We start from the raw sequence: 15,827 nt of genomic DNA on the forward strand, positions 1-15,827 counted from the left end.
TCACGATGGGAACAAAAGCGGGAACGCCGCCGGTCTGCCATAAAAATGTGCTTTCATTGCAAAAACAGCACTGGCAAACCGAGTAAAATCAGCAACTTGCGGCGGTTCGGCTGTTAATGGCCGGAGAATCACGCAAGCGGTCAGGAGTGCAAATGGGTCAGGGACATCACGGCGATGAGGGCAGAACAGGTCGGTTGACGACACATGTTCTCGATACGGTCAGCGGCAAGCCTGCTGCGGGATTGCGTATCGAATTGCGCAGGATCGAGAATCACACGCCGCACAGCATCAAGGAAATCCGCACCAATCAGGACGGGCGCAGCGGTGAGCCGATGCTGGCCAATGGCGACCTGCAACGCGGCTCCTATGAGCTCCTGTTTCATGTCGGCGAATATTTTGGCAAGGACGAAGACGGCGTGCCGTTCCTTGATGTGGTGCCGTTGCGCTTTGGTGTTTCCGATGAAAAAGCGCATTATCATGTGCCGCTTCTGGTTTCGCCTTTTTCCTATTCGACCTATCGCGGGAGCTGAGCAGGATGGTTCAGTCTGTGAGAAACAGAATATGTTTTCTTCTCAATGGCGAGCGGGTTGAACTCGACCAGGTTTCGCCAACGGAAACACTGCTCGATTATCTGCGTCTGGCCTGCAAGCTGCGCGGCACCAAGGAAGGTTGTGCAGAAGGCGATTGCGGCGCCTGCACGGTGCTGGTCGGCAAGATCGCGGGCAGCGAACTCGTCTATGAAAGCGTCAATGCCTGCATCCGTTTCGTCGGTTCACTGGATGGCTGCCATGTGGTGACGGTCGAGCATCTGCGCGGGGCCGATGGCGGTCTGCATCCGGTGCAAAAGGCGATGATCGACTTCCACGGCTCGCAATGCGGCTTCTGCACGCCGGGCTTCGTCATGTCGCTTTACGGGCTGTGGATGCGCAATCCGAAGCCCGCCGATCCGGCCATTGAAAAGGCGCTGCAAGGCAATCTCTGCCGCTGCACCGGCTATGAGGCGATCATTCGCGCCGCCCGTGCCATTTCCGATTACGGCAATACAACTGAAGACCCGCTGGCGGCAGAACGCGCCCATGTGCTGGAACAGTTGAATTCCATGCGCGACGGTTCGCGGGTCGAAGTCGGCGATGGCAAGGACCGTCTGGTCGTGCCTGCCGATCTCGACGATTTTGCCGCACTGCTGGCCAATGAGCCGAAGGCGACCGTGGTGGCCGGTTCCACCGATGTGGGCCTCTGGGTCACAAAAATGATGCGCGATATTTCGCCGGTGGTCTTTATCGGCCATCTGACCGAATTGCGGGCGATCACCGAGGACAAAAACGTCGTCACCATCGGCGCGGGCGTGACCTATACGGAGGCCTTCGCTTTCCTCGCCAAGCGCATTCCGCAGCTTGGGCAACTCATCAACCGCATCGGCGGCGAGCAGGTGCGCAATATGGGCACCATCGGCGGTAATATCGCCAATGGTTCGCCCATCGGCGACACCCCACCGCCGCTGATCGCGCTCAACGCAAGGCTGACGCTGCGCAAGGGCGATAGCCGCCGCACCATTCCGCTGGAAGATTTCTTCATCGCCTATGGCAAGCAGGATCGTCAGCCCGGCGAGTTCGTCGAGGCGGTGCATGTGCCGGTTCCGGAGGCAGGCAATCTCTTTGCGATCTACAAGGTGTCCAAGCGTTTCGAGGAAGACATCACCGCAGCGCTCGGCGCATTCCACATGGTGCTTGATGCGGCAGGCAAGGTCGCTTCCATTCGCATCGCCTATGGCGGCATGGCGGCGACACCAAAACGCGCCTTTGCCGTGGAAGCCGCACTTCTGGGCCAGCCATGGAGCGAAGATACAGTGGAGGCCGCAATCGGTGCCTATGAGCAGGATTACCAGCCCTTGAGCGATATGCGCGCCACAGCGGATTATCGCCTGATGGTCTCAAAGAATTTGTTGCGCCGCTTCTATGCCGAAACGCAAGGGCAAGCCGAACCCCTGCGCGCTCAGCATATCGAAGCGGTCTGAAGGAGGCAGGCATGAACAAACATCCTGCAAGCACGATCAAAGCCGCCGCTATCAAAGGTGGTGTCGCCACCGACCAGAAGCACGATTCCGCGCATAAGCATGTGACGGGCGAGGCGGTCTATATCGACGATATTCCCGAACCCGAAGGCACGCTGCATGTTGGCGTCGGCCTTGCGACGGTGGCCCATGCCAATATCAAGTCTATCGACCTTGCCGCCGTGCGTGCAGCGCCCGGCGTGGTCGATGTGCTGACCTGGCGCGACATTCCCGGCGAAAACGACGTCTCGCCGTCCGGCATGCATGACGATCCGATCTTCGCGGTCGATACGGTACAGTTTCACGGCCAGCCGATCTTTGCCGTGATCGGTCGCACACGCGATCAGGCCCGCCGCGCCGCGCGTCTGGCCAAGGTCGAATATGAGGAAATGCCGGGCCTGTTTTCCATTGCCGATCTCGACGGCGCAAAAGACCGTCTGGTCTTCACGCCGCTGACGCTCAATCGCGGCGATGCCCGCAAGGCCATCGACGAGGCCCCGCGCAAGGTCAAGAACCGCATGATGGTCGGCGGTCAGGACCATTTCTATCTCGAGGGGCAGGCTTCACTGGCCGTTCCCGGTGAAGATGAAGACGTCACCATCTATTGCTCCACGCAGGGGCCGAGCGAAACGCAGCATCTGGTCGCCCATGCGCTGGGCGTGCCGAGCCATGCGGTCACGGTTGAAGTGCGCCGCATGGGCGGCGGCTTCGGTGGCAAGGAAACGCAGGCCAATCAATGGGCCGCTATTGCCGCTATCGCCGCCAAGAAGCACAAGCGCGCGGTGAAAATCCGTCTCGACCGCGATGAGGACATGACCGCCACGGGCAAGCGTCATGATTTCATGATCGATTACGAGGTGGGCTTCGACGACCAAGGCAATATTCTGGGCGTCGATTATATGTTCGCGCTCAATGCCGGTTTTTCCGCCGACCTTTCGGGACCGGTCGGTGACCGCGCGCTGTTTCATTGCGACAATGCCTATTTCTTCCCGGCAGTGCATGCGCAATCCGCGCCGCTTTATACCAATACCGTGTCCAACACGGCGTTTCGCGGTTTTGGCGGCCCGCAGGGCATGGTTGGTGCCGAACGTGTCATCGAGGAAGTGGCCTTTGCGGTTGGCAAGGACCCGCTCGATATCCGCAAGCTCAATTTCTACGACGCGATGGGTACGGAGGGTGGCGCTCGTAACGTCACACCCTATCACCAGAAGGTGGAAGACTGCATCATCCAGCGCATTGTCGCGGAACTGGAAGAAAGCGCCGATTACGCTGCGCGCCGCGAGGCTATCCGTGAATTCAACGCCAAAAGCCGCACCGTGAAGCGCGGCATGGCGCTGACGCCGGTGAAATTCGGCATTTCCTTCACCAAGACCGAGTCCAATCAGGCCGGTGCACTGGTGCATGTCTATAATGACGGCTCGGTGCATATGAACCATGGCGGCACCGAAATGGGGCAGGGGCTCCATATGAAGGTGGCGCAGGTCGTGGCGGAAGAATTCCAGATCGACATCGACCGGGTGAAGATCACCGCGACCACCACCGCCAAGGTGCCGAACACCGCGCCGACGGCGGCATCGTCGGGTGCCGATCTCAACGGCATGGCGGCGCAGGATGCCGCACGCCAGATCAAGAAGCGGCTGATCCGTTTTGCTGCCGAGCAATATCGGGTGCCGGAAGATCAGGTTGTATTCCTGCCCAACCGCATTCGCGTTGGCAATCAGGAGATCAGCTTCAACGATCTAGTGAAGCAGGCCTATATCGGGCGCGTGCAGCTTTCCGCCGCCGGGCACTACAAGACGCCGAAAATCCACTGGGACCGGGCGAAGGGCAAAGGCCATGCCTTCTATTATTACGCCTATGGCGCGGCCTGTTCGGAAGTCTCTATCGATACGCTGACCGGCGAATATGTGGTGGAACGCACCGATATTCTTCACGATACCGGACGCTCGCTCAACCGTGTCATCGACATCGGCCAGATCGAAGGCGGCTTTGTGCAGGGCATGGGCTGGCTCACCACCGAGGAACTTGTCTGGGACGATAAGGGGCGGCTTCGCACCCATGCGCCATCCACCTACAAGATCCCGCTGGCGTCCGACCGGCCAAAGATTTTCAATGTGGCGCTGACCGACTGGTCGGAAGCCTATGAGTCGACCATCCATCGCTCGAAAGCGGTGGGCGAGCCGCCGCTGCCGCACGGCATGTCGGTGCTTTATGCGCTGTCGGATGCGGTGGCGAGCGTTGCCGACCACAAGATCAGCCCGCGTCTCGATGCGCCAGCCACGCCTGAGCGTGTGCTGATGGCTATCGAGCGGTTGCGCGCGCAAAAGGGGTAACACTATGAGCCGCGGCACGCTGGGCAGGCGGGACGATATAAGGGCATTCCTGAACCGTCGCCACGACAGCGTGCTGGTGGAGGTGGCGGACGTGAAGGGCTCTGCGCCCCGCGATGCCGGGGCATGGATGCTCGTCGCCCGCGATATGATCTTCCGCACCATCGGCGGCGGACAGCTCGAATATATGGCCATCGACCACGCCCGGAAAATACTCGCTGGCGGTCGCGATTCCCCGATGGATGTGCCTCTGGGCCCCGAAATCGGCCAATGCTGCGGCGGGCGCGTGGCTTTAAGTTTCAGACGCGTCAATCGCGGCCTCGCCGATGAACTGGTCGGCAAGATCGATGCGGAAATCGCCACCCGCCCGCATGTATATGTCTTCGGCGCAGGCCATGTCGGCGATGCGCTGGCCTATGCGCTGTCGCTGACGCCGGTGCGGGTGGTGCTGGTGGATACGCGCGAGGCGGAGCTTATGGCTGTTGACGCGCCGGGCGTCGAAACCTGCCTCGCGGCCATGCCGGAACAGGTGGTGCGTTCCGCACCGCCGGGCAGTGCGTTCATCATACTGACGCATGATCATGCGCTTGATTTTCTGATCGCCGCCGAGGCGCTGCAACGCCGCGATGCGATCTATGTCGGCATGATCGGCTCGAAGACGAAGAAGGCGACTTTCAAAAATTGGTTGAACCGCGAATTCGGCAGCGACGAGTTGTTTGAAGAGCTCATCTGCCCGGTCGGCGGTGCGGTCGTGAAGGACAAACGGCCGGAAGTCATTGCAGCCCTTGCGGCGGCCGAAGTGCTGACCGCCGTTTTGTGTGTCAATTATTCCAAGGCGCTGAGATACTGACGCATTACGCCTAGTGATCTGATTCCAACATTTGCATCCCTCGGTTCACGCGCTAAGCAAATGTTGGAATCAAAAAGACCACTAGCAAGTATATGTATCTAGTGGATTTTTCGAATTTGACGTTTGAAACAGCATCTATGTCAGGCGGAATTCAAACGTCAAATTCAATTCACTAGAAAATGTTCAATTACCGCGCGGGCTCAACCAAGCCATCATATCCGTTATCGTTGAGCCAGCCACCCGTAAAGCCGGCTCGCTTCAATCCGTCGCGAATATAACTGTTCTTTTTCATCGTGTCCCATATCAGGCGGCTGTAATAATTTTCAATCATGAGCACGATCGGTCCCTGATCAATACCAATATATTGATAACCCACCCATCCATTTACATATGGAGACTTGTTTACGGTGAGGTTGAAAGCGTCGAAGAAGCCATATTTACCATAAACAGGCCTGTTTCCAACGTTTATATTCTTCATATGTTTTAATGTGGGAATGACAATATCTGGTGCAAATGCGATGGAGCCACCTGCTGCCGTAGGCGCAATCGTACCATCGTCAGAAACGATGGTGCCGCCGGCATCTGTATAAGCATCCGCAGGATTGATAACGCCCAGACGCCCGGCGCCACGGGCAGTATAGCCGAAATAGCGCTTTCCCTGTGCGTCCCAGTAAGGTTCGCCACCAGAATCATTGGCAGGGCCATCGCATGCTGTAAGCCCCCACACATTTTCGCCATATCCCTTGAAACCCAGTGGATTGGCGACCGCATAGGCTTGCTGATGATAGGTCGCACGGCAGCTGTTCTCGAAATAGTCCAGCCCGTTTTCTTTGTTCCAGTCGTCCTGGATGCCTTTAAAATCAAGCCAGATATGGCTGTATTGGTGGCCAAACATGGGCGCGAAACGAAGCAGGGTTTTGTCCTGATAAGAGCATATTTGCCGGTAATAATTACTGGTCCATCCCTCTTTCCATGCAGACGGTGGAAGCGAAAATGTAGGCGCGCCCAGTGCAAGGATATATAATATCATTGCTTCATTATAGCCGAGCCACGGGGCTGACACAAAAGAGCCCCCCGATTCCGGCAGCCAGCCCATGGCAATTGTCTTTTTGTCGGCTCCACCCCGCATCCAGCTCCAGTTTACTTTTGAATAGATCTGACCGGAGAGGTTGCGAATAGCTTTCTCTAGCGGGTCAGAAGGGTTGGAATAGTAGGCTTGAGCAAACAGCGCCCCTGCAAGCAGCAAAGCGGTATCAATGGATGATAATTCGCAGGTGTTATAACGGGTGCCGCTGTCCTTGTGCAAGAAATGGTAGAAAAATCCATTGTAACCCGTGAAGCCGCTCGTACCGTCGCCCTGAGGTGCGGTGGCAAAAAAATGAAGGGTATTATACGTTCGTTCTGCGGCCTCATGACGAGCAATATATCCGCGCTCGACACCGACAGCGTAGGCTGTAAGGGCAAAACCCGTGGCTGCGATGCTTGTGAAATCCTGATCGAGATGCCCTTCCGAATTGCGATCGGGGATAAGGCCGTGGGGACTATTTTGCCCACTCTCCCAGAACCATTGGAAGGTGCGCTTCTGGATGTCTTCAATTATTGGGTCGCGATTTGAAGCATCAGGTGAAATATTTTCTCTCAAAAAAATAATTCCTTGAAATTTATTCACATTTTCTCTGAACCGTTGGATTTACGGGTTGATACTCATGGAATTTTTAAAATGAGTATTGTGTAAAATGTATTATTTTGAATTTATATTTCAAATATATTTGAAAGCTTTATCCGATTAATTGTCAATTCGAATAGTGTGGTCGCTTATTGTTGCGTGGATTAGATACTCTTGCCGCTTTGATGGCCGTTACTATCACGGGATTTATGGTTCATCATCCAGAACAGGAGATTTTGAACGGGCGCGGCCCCTGATAGTATGGAGAAGCTCCGCCGTTCCGCTTTCATCGGAACGGCTCGGAGAGACTTTGGTCAAGTGCGTGTGGCGACCGCACCTCCGCAGAGGCGATGCATGAACATCTTTGCGCTTTGCTATTTAGCCAGCGCCTCCCGTATCAGCCGCTGGCAGCGCTCCGTCATGAAATCGATGATCAGACGCACCTTCGGGTCCTGAAAACGCTTGTGCGGATAGATCGCCGCAAGCTGGATCGGTGCTGGCGGCGTGCTTTCGAGGAGCGGCACCAGCCGTCCGTCGCGGAGATATTCCTTCACCTCGAACAGCGGCTTGTTGATGATGCCGCGCCCGCCCAGCGCCCATTGCGTCAATACGTCGCCATCATCGGAATCATAAGGTCCGGTGACTTCGAATTTGCGAAGACCTTCCGATGTTTGCAGCGACCAGTAATATTCCTTCGACCCCGGAAAACGCAGCAGCAAACAGTCATGCGTGTCGCCGAGCAGCTCTTCCGGTGATTGCGGAATCCCATGTTTTTCAAGATATTGCGGGGCGGCGCAGATCACGCGCTCACAATTCAGGATGCCGCGCATGCGCAAGTTGGAGTTTTCCAGAACACCGAGTTTGAAGGCGACATCCACGCTTTCGCTCATAATGTCGATCTCGTGGTCAGATAGTCGCAGGCGCACTTCGATATCCGGATATTTGTCGTGAAACTCCGGAATGCCCGACGCGATGAGCCTGCGGCCAAGCCCCAAAGGCGCGGTGATGCGAATCGAACCCTTGGGATTTTTCGCAAGTTCCGCGACGGCTGCTTCCGCCTCATCGACCGCTTCGAGGATTTTCAAAGCGCCGTCATAGAATATGCGGCCATGCTCGGTCGGCGTCAGCTTGCGCGTGGTACGGTTGAAGAGCCGGACGCCAAGATGCTTCTCCAACTCCTTGATTCGATTACTCGCAACCGCCGGAGAGGCGCGCTGGTCGCGCCCGGCGGCAGAAAGATTTCCCAATTCGACAACGCGCACGAAAACGCGCAGATTATCAAGATAAGACATGCGTCCCCTCCACGATTGTCTAGTTTTTTTTGAAAGTGATGGTCGTGTTGTGACGTTCCCTCGGACGCAAAGCTTTGGCACATAATGAGATAACGAACAATGGGGCGAACAATGGGAGTGCCTGATGTATGATTTTGCCGTAGCCTGGGACTGGCTGGGCTTCGCAGCGCGGTGGCTGCATGTCATTACCGCGATTGCGTGGATCGGCTCGTCTTTCTACTTCATCGCGCTTGATCTCGGTCTGCGCCAGCGTCCCGGCTTGCCGGTTGGTGCGCATGGCGAGGAATGGCAGGTCCATGGCGGTGGTTTCTATCACATCCAGAAATATCTGGTTGCGCCAGCCGAAATGCCGGAACATCTCACTTGGTTCAAATGGGAATCCTACGCCACCTGGCTGTCGGGCTTCACGCTGCTCTGCATCGTTTATTACACGGGCGCCGATCTCTATCTGATCGATCCGAATGTACTCGACGTGTCTGTTCCGGTCGCCATCGCGATTTCCATCGCCTCGCTGGCCTTTGGCTGGGTCGCCTATAACACCATCTGCAAGCTGATGCTGGGCAAGAGCGATACGCTTCTGATGGTCATGCTCTATGCGGTGCTGGTGTTCGTGGCCTGGGGCTATACGCATCTGTTCACCAGCCGCGCGGCCTTCCTGCATCTGGGCGCTTTCACGGCGACGATCATGTCGGCCAACGTGTTCATGATCATCATCCCGAACCAGAAAATCGTGGTGGCCGATCTCATCGCCGGTCGCAAGCCCGATCCGAAATATGGCAAGATCGCCAAGCAGCGCTCGACGCATAACAACTATCTGACGCTGCCGGTTCTATTCCTGATGCTGTCGAACCACAATCCTCTGGCTTTCGGCACGCAGTATAACTGGATCATCGCTTCGCTGGTGTTCCTGATGGGCGTGACCATCCGCCATTGGTTCAACACGCAGCATGCCCGCAAGGGCAAGCCGACCTGGACCTGGCTGGTGACGGTCATCCTGTTCATCGTCATCATGTGGCTTTCCACCGCACCGAAGATTCTGACCGGTCAGCCGGAAGAACAGAAGGTTTCGGCCTTGCAGGAAAGCTTCATCTCGGACCCGCACTTCGGCAAGGTGCGGGATACCGTTTTAGGACGCTGCGCCATGTGCCATGCGGCGGAGCCGGGTTGGGAAGGCATGATCACGCCGCCGAAGGGCGTGACGCTTGAAACAGACCGGGATATCGCCGCCCATGCGCGTGAAATCTATTTGCAGGCCGGTCGCTCCCATGCCATGCCGCCCGCCAATGTGACCGGAGTGACCGACCAGGAGCGCCAGCTTCTCGCCTCCTGGTATGAATCCGCTACTGCTGGAGCAAAGTAACAATGACCAGACTTCTCATCCGTGGCCGCGTGCTGACCTTTCGCGATGAGCCGCAAAGTCTCGATGACAGCGCGTCCTATCGCTATATCGAAGATGGCGCCATTTTGGTCGAAGACGGACGCATTGTGCGCCTTGGGGAGTATGCGCAAGTTAGCGCGGAAGCGGGCAGCGATGTGAAGCTGGCCGATCATCGCCCGCATCTGATCCTGCCGGGCTTCATCGATACGCATATCCATTATCCGCAGACCCAGGTGGTCGCGTCCTATGCCGCCAATCTTCTGGAATGGCTCAACACCTATACATTCGTGGCCGAACAGAAATTCGCCGATGAGCAGCACGCGGAATTCATCGCCGAGCGTTTTCTGGACGAGCTAATCCGCCATGGCACCACCACGGCTGTCGCTTATTGCTCGGTGCATCCGCAAAGCGTCGACGCCTATTTTCGTGCCTCGCAGCATCGCAATATGCGCATGCTGGGCGGCAAGGTGATGATGGATCGCAACGCGCCGCCCGCTTTGTGCGACACGGCGCAATCCGGCTACGACGACAGCAAGGCGCTGATTGCGCGCTGGAACGGCAAGGACCGCCTCGACTATGTGATCACGCCGCGCTTTGCCATTACCTCGACGCCGGAACAGCTCGAAGCCAGTCAGGCGCTTGCCCGTGAACATCCCGAATGCTTTATCCAGACGCATCTTTCGGAGAACCACGACGAAATTGCGTTTACAAAGTCGCTGTATCCCGATGCGCCGGATTATCTCGGCATTTACGAGCATTACGGCCTTTTGGGAAACAAGACGCTGCTTGGCCATTCCATCCATCTGGAAGAGCGCGAAGTGGGTGTGATGGCGGAAACCGGCTCGGTGGCGGTGTTCTGCCCGACCTCGAACCTGTTCCTCGGTTCCGGCCTGTTCGACCGTGATCGCCTGAAGGCGTCGGGCGTGCGCATGGCTGTGGCAACCGATGTCGGCGGCGGCACCAGCTTTTCCATGCTGCGCACCATGGACGAGGGTTACAAGATTTTTCAGTTGCGCGAACAGCGTCTGAACCCGTTCCAGTCCTTCTACATGATGACGCTTGGCAATGCTCGGGCGCTGTCGATGGAAGACAAGATCGGCACGCTGGACGAAGGCACGGAGGCCGATATCGTGGTGCTTGATTCAGCCGCCACATCGCCGATGCGTCTGCGCATGGCGGCAGGCGCAACGCTGGAACAGGAGCTGTTCCTGCTGCAAACGGTCGGCGACGACCGCGCCATTGTCGAAACCTATGTGGCGGGGAGGCCGCTCAAGACGGAACTGTAAAGTACAGATGTAGCCTGACGATTTTCGCCTAATCCGTCGCTTCGCTTCCCCCTCATCCTGAGGTGCGGAGCGAAGCGAAGCATCATCCTGAGCCTGTCGAAGGATCGAAGGACGAGGGCAGGCGCTGGTTCGTTTTCCCTCAGCCCTTCGAGACGCTTTCCTTCGACAAGCTCAGGAAAGCTCCTCAGGATGAGGGAAAAGAGCAGCGTGGCAACATAGAATTCAGCCCAAAATAATCGTGTTCAGAGCTCTTCCGGTCGCTTGCCGCCAATGGCGCGGGTCAGCTGATCGGCGGTCGCGCGGATGAGCGGCCCCACCTCTTCGAGCTTCTTCTTTGGCAGACGCACCGCGGGGCCGGAAACGGAAATGCCAGCAATGCCCTCGCCATATTCGTTGAAAATCGGGGCGGCGATGCAGCACATGCCGAGCGTGTGTTCCTCGTCATCGATGGACCAGCCGCGCATGCGTGTCGCCTGAATGTCTTTCAGAAGCGCAGGCAGGCCATCCAGCGTGCGCTGGGTGAAGTGCTCAAGCGCTTTTGCTGAAAGCGCGCGGGCGATTTCGCCATCCGACCAGGTCGACAGAATTGCTTTGCCGATGCCCGATGCGTGGATCGGTCCGCGCCGTCCGGGACGAAAGAAGGCGCGCATCGGCGCATGGCTTTCAATCTGCGAGATGAACACCACATCGCCGTCGTCCTCGACGCCGATATTCGCGGTCTCGCCGCTCGTCTCCATGAGTTGCTTCAGATAGGGGCGCGCCAGCGTGCCCAGCTTGCGGAAGCGGCGAAAGGCATTGCCGATTTCAAACGCCTTGACACCGATGGTCCAGTCGCCGCTTTCCAGATCGTGTGAAACCATGCCGTGATTGGCAAGCGAGGATAACAGCCGGTGCACGGTGGAAGGTGCCATGCCGCTCGCATCGGCGAGATCGGTCAGGGTCGAGCCGTCATTCTCGGCGATCAGCGCCAGAAGTTTCAGGCTACGGTCCAGAACCTGCACGGACGAGGGCGCGGCATTATCCGCCGCCTTGCGGCCCCGCTTCGCCTTGGCCTGTTCCATCTGCCCGCCTCCGATTCTGCTGTGATCATTCACTATCCTATCGCCGCATCCGCGAAAAGGGCCGCCGATTATCTCCATTCCGTTGAAAATCTTTATTTCCATATAATGGTATGCATTTCCATTTTTTGAAAATAGGATTTGTAAATGGAAGATGTTTCCGTAGGAGGATAGGGCGATGGCCAGAATGCGTGCAGTCGATGCAGCCGTGCTTGTGCTGGAGAGGGAAGGGATCAATTGCGCTTTCGGCGTGCCGGGTGCAGCCATCAATCCGTTTTATTCGGCCATGAAGGCGCGCGGCTCGATCCGCCATGTGCTCGCCCGCCATGTCGAAGGCGCATCGCATATGGCCGAAGGCTATACGCGGGCAAAGCATGGCAATATCGGCCTGTGCATCGGCACCTCCGGCCCGGCGGGCACGGATATGATCACCGGCCTCTATTCGGCTTCCGCCGATTCCATTCCGATCCTCTGCGTCACAGGGCAAGCCCCCCGCGCCCGGCTCGACAAGGAGGACTTTCAGGCAGTCGATATCGCCAAGATCGCGGCCCCGGTCACCAAGTGGGCGGTCACGGTCATGGAGCCTGCACTGGTGCCTTTTGTTTTTCAGAAGGCGTTCCATGTCATGCGGTCGGGCCGTCCCGGTCCGGTGCTGATCGATCTGCCGATTGATGTGCAGATGGCCGAAATAGAGTTCGACATCGACACCTATCAGCCGATGGAGGCCTATAAGCCAGCCGCCACGCGGGCGCAGGCCGAAAAGGCGATTGCCATGCTCAACGCGGCGGAACGCCCGCTGATCGTTGCGGGTGGCGGCATCATCAATGCCGATGCATCGGATTTGCTGGTCGAATTCGCCGAGATCACCGGCATTCCGGTCATCCCGACCCTGATGGGCTGGGGCGTCATCCCGGACGATCACCGTCTGATGGCGGGCATGTGCGGCCTCCAGACCTCGCATCGCTACGGCAATGCCAATCTGCTGGCCTCCGATGCGGTCATCGGCATCGGCAATCGATGGGCCAACCGTCACACCGGCAATGTCGATACCTATAAGAAGGATCGCACCTTCATCCATGTCGATATCGAACCGACGCAGATCGGGCGCGTCTTTGCACCAGATTTCGGCATCGTGTCCGATGCGGGCAAGGCGCTGAAGCAGTTGCTCGACGTTGCGACCGAATGGAAGGCGGCAGGCAAGTTGCGCGACTGGTCCGGCTGGGCGAAGGAATGCGAGGGCCGCAAGCGCACCATGCTGCGCAAGACGCATTTCGACCAGACGCCGCTGAAACCCCAGCGTGTCTATGAGGAGATGAACAAGGCTTTCGGGCGTGACACCTGCTATGTCACCACCATAGGTCTCAGCCAGATCGCCGGCGCGCAGTTCCTGCATGTCTACCGCCCGCGCAACTGGATCAATTGCGGTCAGGCCGGTCCGCTCGGCTGGACCCTGCCTGCGGCGCTGGGCGTCCGCGCTGCCGATCCGGATCGGCCTATCGTGGCGCTGTCGGGCGACTATGACTTCCAGTTCATGATCGAGGAACTGGCGGTCGGCGCGCAGCACAAACTGCCCTACATCCATGTCGTCGTGAACAATTCCTATCTCGGCCTGATCCGTCAGGCGCAGCGCGGCTTCAATATGGATTTCGAGGTCAGCCTTGCCTTTGACAACATCAATGCGTCCGGCGATGCGGAGAAGGGCTATGGCGTCGATCATGTGGCGGTTGCCGAAGGTCTCGGCTGCAAGGCGATCCGGGTGCGCAGCCCTAACCAGTTTGCGGAAAGTTTCGAGCAGGCCAAGGCGCTGATGCAGGAGCATCAGGTGCCCGTCGTGATGGAATTCATTCTGGAACGCGTCACCAATATTTCCATGGGCGCCGACATCGATCAGGTGGTCGAGTTCGAGGACCTGGCCGAACGCGGCGAGGATGCGCCGACCGCGATTGCGGCATTGCTGGATTAGCGGCGCGATTTTTCCCCCGGCTTCACTCCTCATCCTGAGGTGCGGAGCGAAGCGAAGCATCATCCTGAGCCCGTCGAAGGGTCGAAGGGTGAGGGCAGGCACGGTGCGTTTTCCCTCGCCCTTCGAGACGCCTCCCTTCGACAAGCTCGGGAGGCTCCTCAGGATGAGGGAAAAGAACAACATTAGAGCAATTGGAGAAGTGTGAAGCGGTTCTCCGCAATTGCGTAGAAAAACAGAGGAGGCGGAAATGCCAAGATTTGCAGCCAATCTCACCATGCTTTTCACCGAAGTGCCGTTCATGGATCGCTTTGCGCTGGCCGCCAAGGCCGGGTTCGCAGGCGTCGAATATCTGTTCCCTTACGACTTCAACCGGCATGAGCTGAAAGCAGCGCTGACCCGCCACAATCTGGCGCAGGTGCTGCACAATCTGCCCGCCGGCAACTGGGCAGGCGGCGAGCGCGGTATCGCCGTCCTGCCGGATCGTGTGGATGAGTTCCGGCGCGGCGTGGCGGATGCCATCGATTACGCCACGACGCTCAACTGCTCGCAGGTCAACTGCCTTGCCGGGATCGCGCCGCAGGGCATCGACCCGGACGCGCTGCGGGCCACCTTTGTCGGCAATCTGCGGCTGGCGGCGAAGGAGCTGGGAAAGCACGGCATCCGCCTGCTGATCGAGCCGATCAACCATTACGACATTCCAGGTTTCTATCTGAACACTGTGGAGCAGGCGGTTTCGATCATCGACGAGGTGGGCAGCAACAACCTGTTCATTCAGTACGACCTTTATCACCAGCAGCGCACGCGCGGCGAACTCGTCGCGACCTATGAGCGCTACAAGCCGCTGATCGCGCATGTGCAGCTTGCCGACAATCCGGGGCGCAACGAGCCCGGCACCGGCGAGATCCATTATCCGAACGTCTTCGAGGCACTGAAGAACGCCGGATACAAGGGCTGGATCGGCTGTGAATACAAGCCGAAGACCACCACCGAGGAAGGTCTGGGCTGGTTCAAACAATATGAAGCCGAGCGTCTGAGCGCGTAAATTGCATAGGGAGATAGAGAATGGCCAAGATCGGCTTTATCGGACTGGGTATCATGGGCAAGCCGATGGCGCAGCATTTGCAGAATGCAGGCCACCAGCTTTTCACCTCGAAGCATAGCCAGCCGCCGCACAAGGACCTGATGGATGCGGGGCTGACGGTTCTCGATACGCCCAAGGCGGTGGCTGCGGAATGCGAGACGACCATACTCATGCTGCCGGATACGCCGCAGGTGGCCGAAGTCCTTTTCGGGGAAAACGGCGCGGCGGAAGGTCTGGGCAAGGGCAAGACGCTGATCGACATGAGTTCGATTTCGCCCATCGAGACCAAGGAATTTGCGAAAAAAGTCCGCGCCACGGGTGCGGAATATATCGATGCGCCGGTTTCGGGCGGCGAGATGGGCGCGAAGAACGCCAGCCTCTCCATCATGGCGGGCGGCGCGCAGGCAAGCTTTGATGCGGCGCTGCCGCTTCTCAAGCTGATGGGCAAGAACATCACGCTGGTCGGCGATTGTGGCGATGGCCAGACCACCAAGGTCGCCAATCAGATCATCGTGGCGCTCAACATCGAAGCTGTTGCCGAAGCGCTGGTCTTCGCCTCGAAGGCGGGTGCCGATCCGGCCAAGGTGCGCGAAGCGCTGATGGGCGGTTTTGCTTCCTCGCGCATTCTCGAAGTGCATGGCGAGCGCATGATCAAGCGCACCTTCGATCCTGGTTTCCGCATTGCCTTGCATCAGAAAGACCTCAATCTGGCGCTTCAGGGCGCGAAGGCCTTGGGCGTCTCGCTGCCCAACACGGCCACGGCGCAGGAGCTGTTCAATTCCTGCGCGGCGCACGGCGATGATGGTCTCGACCATTCCGGTCTGGTGCGCGCGCTGGAGCGGATGGCCAATCACGAGGTCGCCTGAGCTTCGG

Annotated in this window: 12 protein-coding genes; 9 read left to right on the top strand and 3 right to left on the bottom strand. The window is 58.1% G+C overall.

The annotated features are described in order from the left end of the window. The first annotated feature begins 152 nt into the window (after window positions 1-152). From uraH to xdhC, 4 genes are read left to right on the top strand one after another with little or no spacing between them, the layout of a single operon-like run. Window positions 153-530 (top strand): hydroxyisourate hydrolase, encoded by a 378-nt coding sequence (uraH, locus tag ABWW11_RS03265; RefSeq protein ID WP_109368384.1) that lies wholly within the window; start codon window positions 153-155, stop codon window positions 528-530. A 5-nt stretch (window positions 531-535) separates the two neighbouring features. Beyond that, window positions 536-2,014: a xanthine dehydrogenase small subunit gene (gene xdhA, locus ABWW11_RS03270; RefSeq protein ID WP_109368385.1), complete on the top strand. Its 1,479-nt coding sequence runs from the start codon at window positions 536-538 to the stop codon at window positions 2,012-2,014. Between the two features lie 11 nt (window positions 2,015-2,025). Continuing rightward, window positions 2,026-4,383 (top strand): xanthine dehydrogenase molybdopterin binding subunit, encoded by a 2,358-nt coding sequence (gene xdhB / locus ABWW11_RS03275; RefSeq protein ID WP_109368386.1) that lies wholly within the window; start codon window positions 2,026-2,028, stop codon window positions 4,381-4,383. Window positions 4,384-4,387: 4 nt separating this feature from the next. Beyond that, window positions 4,388-5,230, top strand: a complete 843-nt coding sequence (gene xdhC, locus ABWW11_RS03280) for a xanthine dehydrogenase accessory protein XdhC (RefSeq protein ID WP_319080568.1) — start codon at window positions 4,388-4,390, stop codon at window positions 5,228-5,230. Window positions 5,231-5,417: 187 nt separating this feature from the next. Here the strand turns inward: xdhC and ABWW11_RS03285 are convergent, their stop codons facing one another. Further along, the gene (locus ABWW11_RS03285; RefSeq protein WP_124915177.1) at window positions 5,418-6,899 is read right to left on the bottom strand and encodes a glucoamylase family protein; all 1,482 of its coding nucleotides are present in this window, start codon (window positions 6,897-6,899) and stop codon (window positions 5,418-5,420) included. Between the two features lie 371 nt (window positions 6,900-7,270). Further along, window positions 7,271-8,188 (bottom strand): LysR family transcriptional regulator, encoded by a 918-nt coding sequence (locus ABWW11_RS03290; protein WP_109368389.1) that lies wholly within the window; start codon window positions 8,186-8,188, stop codon window positions 7,271-7,273. Window positions 8,189-8,312: 124 nt separating this feature from the next. Between ABWW11_RS03290 and ABWW11_RS03295 the strand changes: the two genes are divergently transcribed. Both ABWW11_RS03295 and guaD read left to right on the top strand, forming a co-directional pair. Further along, on the top strand, window positions 8,313-9,548 hold the full coding sequence (locus ABWW11_RS03295) for a urate hydroxylase PuuD (RefSeq protein WP_109368390.1): 1,236 nt from the start codon (window positions 8,313-8,315) through the stop codon (window positions 9,546-9,548). Between the two features lie 2 nt (window positions 9,549-9,550). Next, entirely contained in the window at window positions 9,551-10,852 is a 1,302-nt protein-coding gene (gene guaD / locus ABWW11_RS03300; RefSeq protein WP_109368391.1) for a guanine deaminase, read from the top strand. A 242-nt stretch (window positions 10,853-11,094) separates the two neighbouring features. Here guaD and ABWW11_RS03305 read toward each other — a convergent pair whose 3' ends face one another. Further along, window positions 11,095-11,913 carry an IclR family transcriptional regulator gene (locus ABWW11_RS03305; protein WP_109370171.1) on the bottom strand — a complete coding sequence of 273 codons (819 nt, stop codon included), beginning with the start codon at window positions 11,911-11,913 and terminating at the stop codon, window positions 11,095-11,097. A 175-nt stretch (window positions 11,914-12,088) separates the two neighbouring features. Between ABWW11_RS03305 and gcl the strand changes: the two genes are divergently transcribed. From gcl to ABWW11_RS03320, 3 genes are all read left to right on the top strand, one after another. Next, complete coding sequence (gene gcl / locus ABWW11_RS03310) at window positions 12,089-13,873, top strand: glyoxylate carboligase (RefSeq protein ID WP_109368392.1); 1,785 nt, start codon at window positions 12,089-12,091, stop codon at window positions 13,871-13,873. Window positions 13,874-14,120: 247 nt separating this feature from the next. Continuing rightward, entirely contained in the window at window positions 14,121-14,915 is a 795-nt protein-coding gene (gene hyi, locus ABWW11_RS03315) for a hydroxypyruvate isomerase (protein ID WP_109368393.1), read from the top strand. Window positions 14,916-14,935: 20 nt separating this feature from the next. Next, window positions 14,936-15,820 carry a 2-hydroxy-3-oxopropionate reductase gene (locus ABWW11_RS03320; protein WP_109368394.1) on the top strand — a complete coding sequence of 295 codons (885 nt, stop codon included), beginning with the start codon at window positions 14,936-14,938 and terminating at the stop codon, window positions 15,818-15,820. Window positions 15,821-15,827 lie beyond the last annotated feature (7 nt).

The organism is Brucella sp. NBRC 113783 (assembly GCF_040372265.1).
Classification (GTDB): domain Bacteria; phylum Pseudomonadota; class Alphaproteobacteria; order Rhizobiales; family Rhizobiaceae; genus Brucella; species Brucella teleogrylli.

What these genes read in the sequence shown, in the direction of transcription:
- uraH (WP_109368384.1), top strand. Translation starts at nt 153, where the DNA reads ATGGGTCAGGGACATCACGGCGATGAGGGCAGAACAGGTCGGTTGACG.
- xdhA (WP_109368385.1), top strand. Translation starts at nt 536, where the DNA reads ATGGTTCAGTCTGTGAGAAACAGAATATGTTTTCTTCTCAATGGCGAG.
- xdhB (WP_109368386.1), top strand. Translation starts at nt 2,026, where the DNA reads ATGAACAAACATCCTGCAAGCACGATCAAAGCCGCCGCTATCAAAGGT.
- xdhC (WP_319080568.1), top strand. Translation starts at nt 4,388, where the DNA reads ATGAGCCGCGGCACGCTGGGCAGGCGGGACGATATAAGGGCATTCCTG.
- ABWW11_RS03290 (WP_109368389.1), bottom strand. Translation starts at nt 8,188, where the DNA reads ATGTCTTATCTTGATAATCTGCGCGTTTTCGTGCGCGTTGTCGAATTG.
- ABWW11_RS03295 (WP_109368390.1), top strand. Translation starts at nt 8,313, where the DNA reads ATGTATGATTTTGCCGTAGCCTGGGACTGGCTGGGCTTCGCAGCGCGG.
- guaD (WP_109368391.1), top strand. Translation starts at nt 9,551, where the DNA reads ATGACCAGACTTCTCATCCGTGGCCGCGTGCTGACCTTTCGCGATGAG.
- ABWW11_RS03305 (WP_109370171.1), bottom strand. Translation starts at nt 11,913, where the DNA reads ATGGAACAGGCCAAGGCGAAGCGGGGCCGCAAGGCGGCGGATAATGCC.
- gcl (WP_109368392.1), top strand. Translation starts at nt 12,089, where the DNA reads ATGGCCAGAATGCGTGCAGTCGATGCAGCCGTGCTTGTGCTGGAGAGG.
- hyi (WP_109368393.1), top strand. Translation starts at nt 14,121, where the DNA reads ATGCCAAGATTTGCAGCCAATCTCACCATGCTTTTCACCGAAGTGCCG.
- ABWW11_RS03320 (WP_109368394.1), top strand. Translation starts at nt 14,936, where the DNA reads ATGGCCAAGATCGGCTTTATCGGACTGGGTATCATGGGCAAGCCGATG.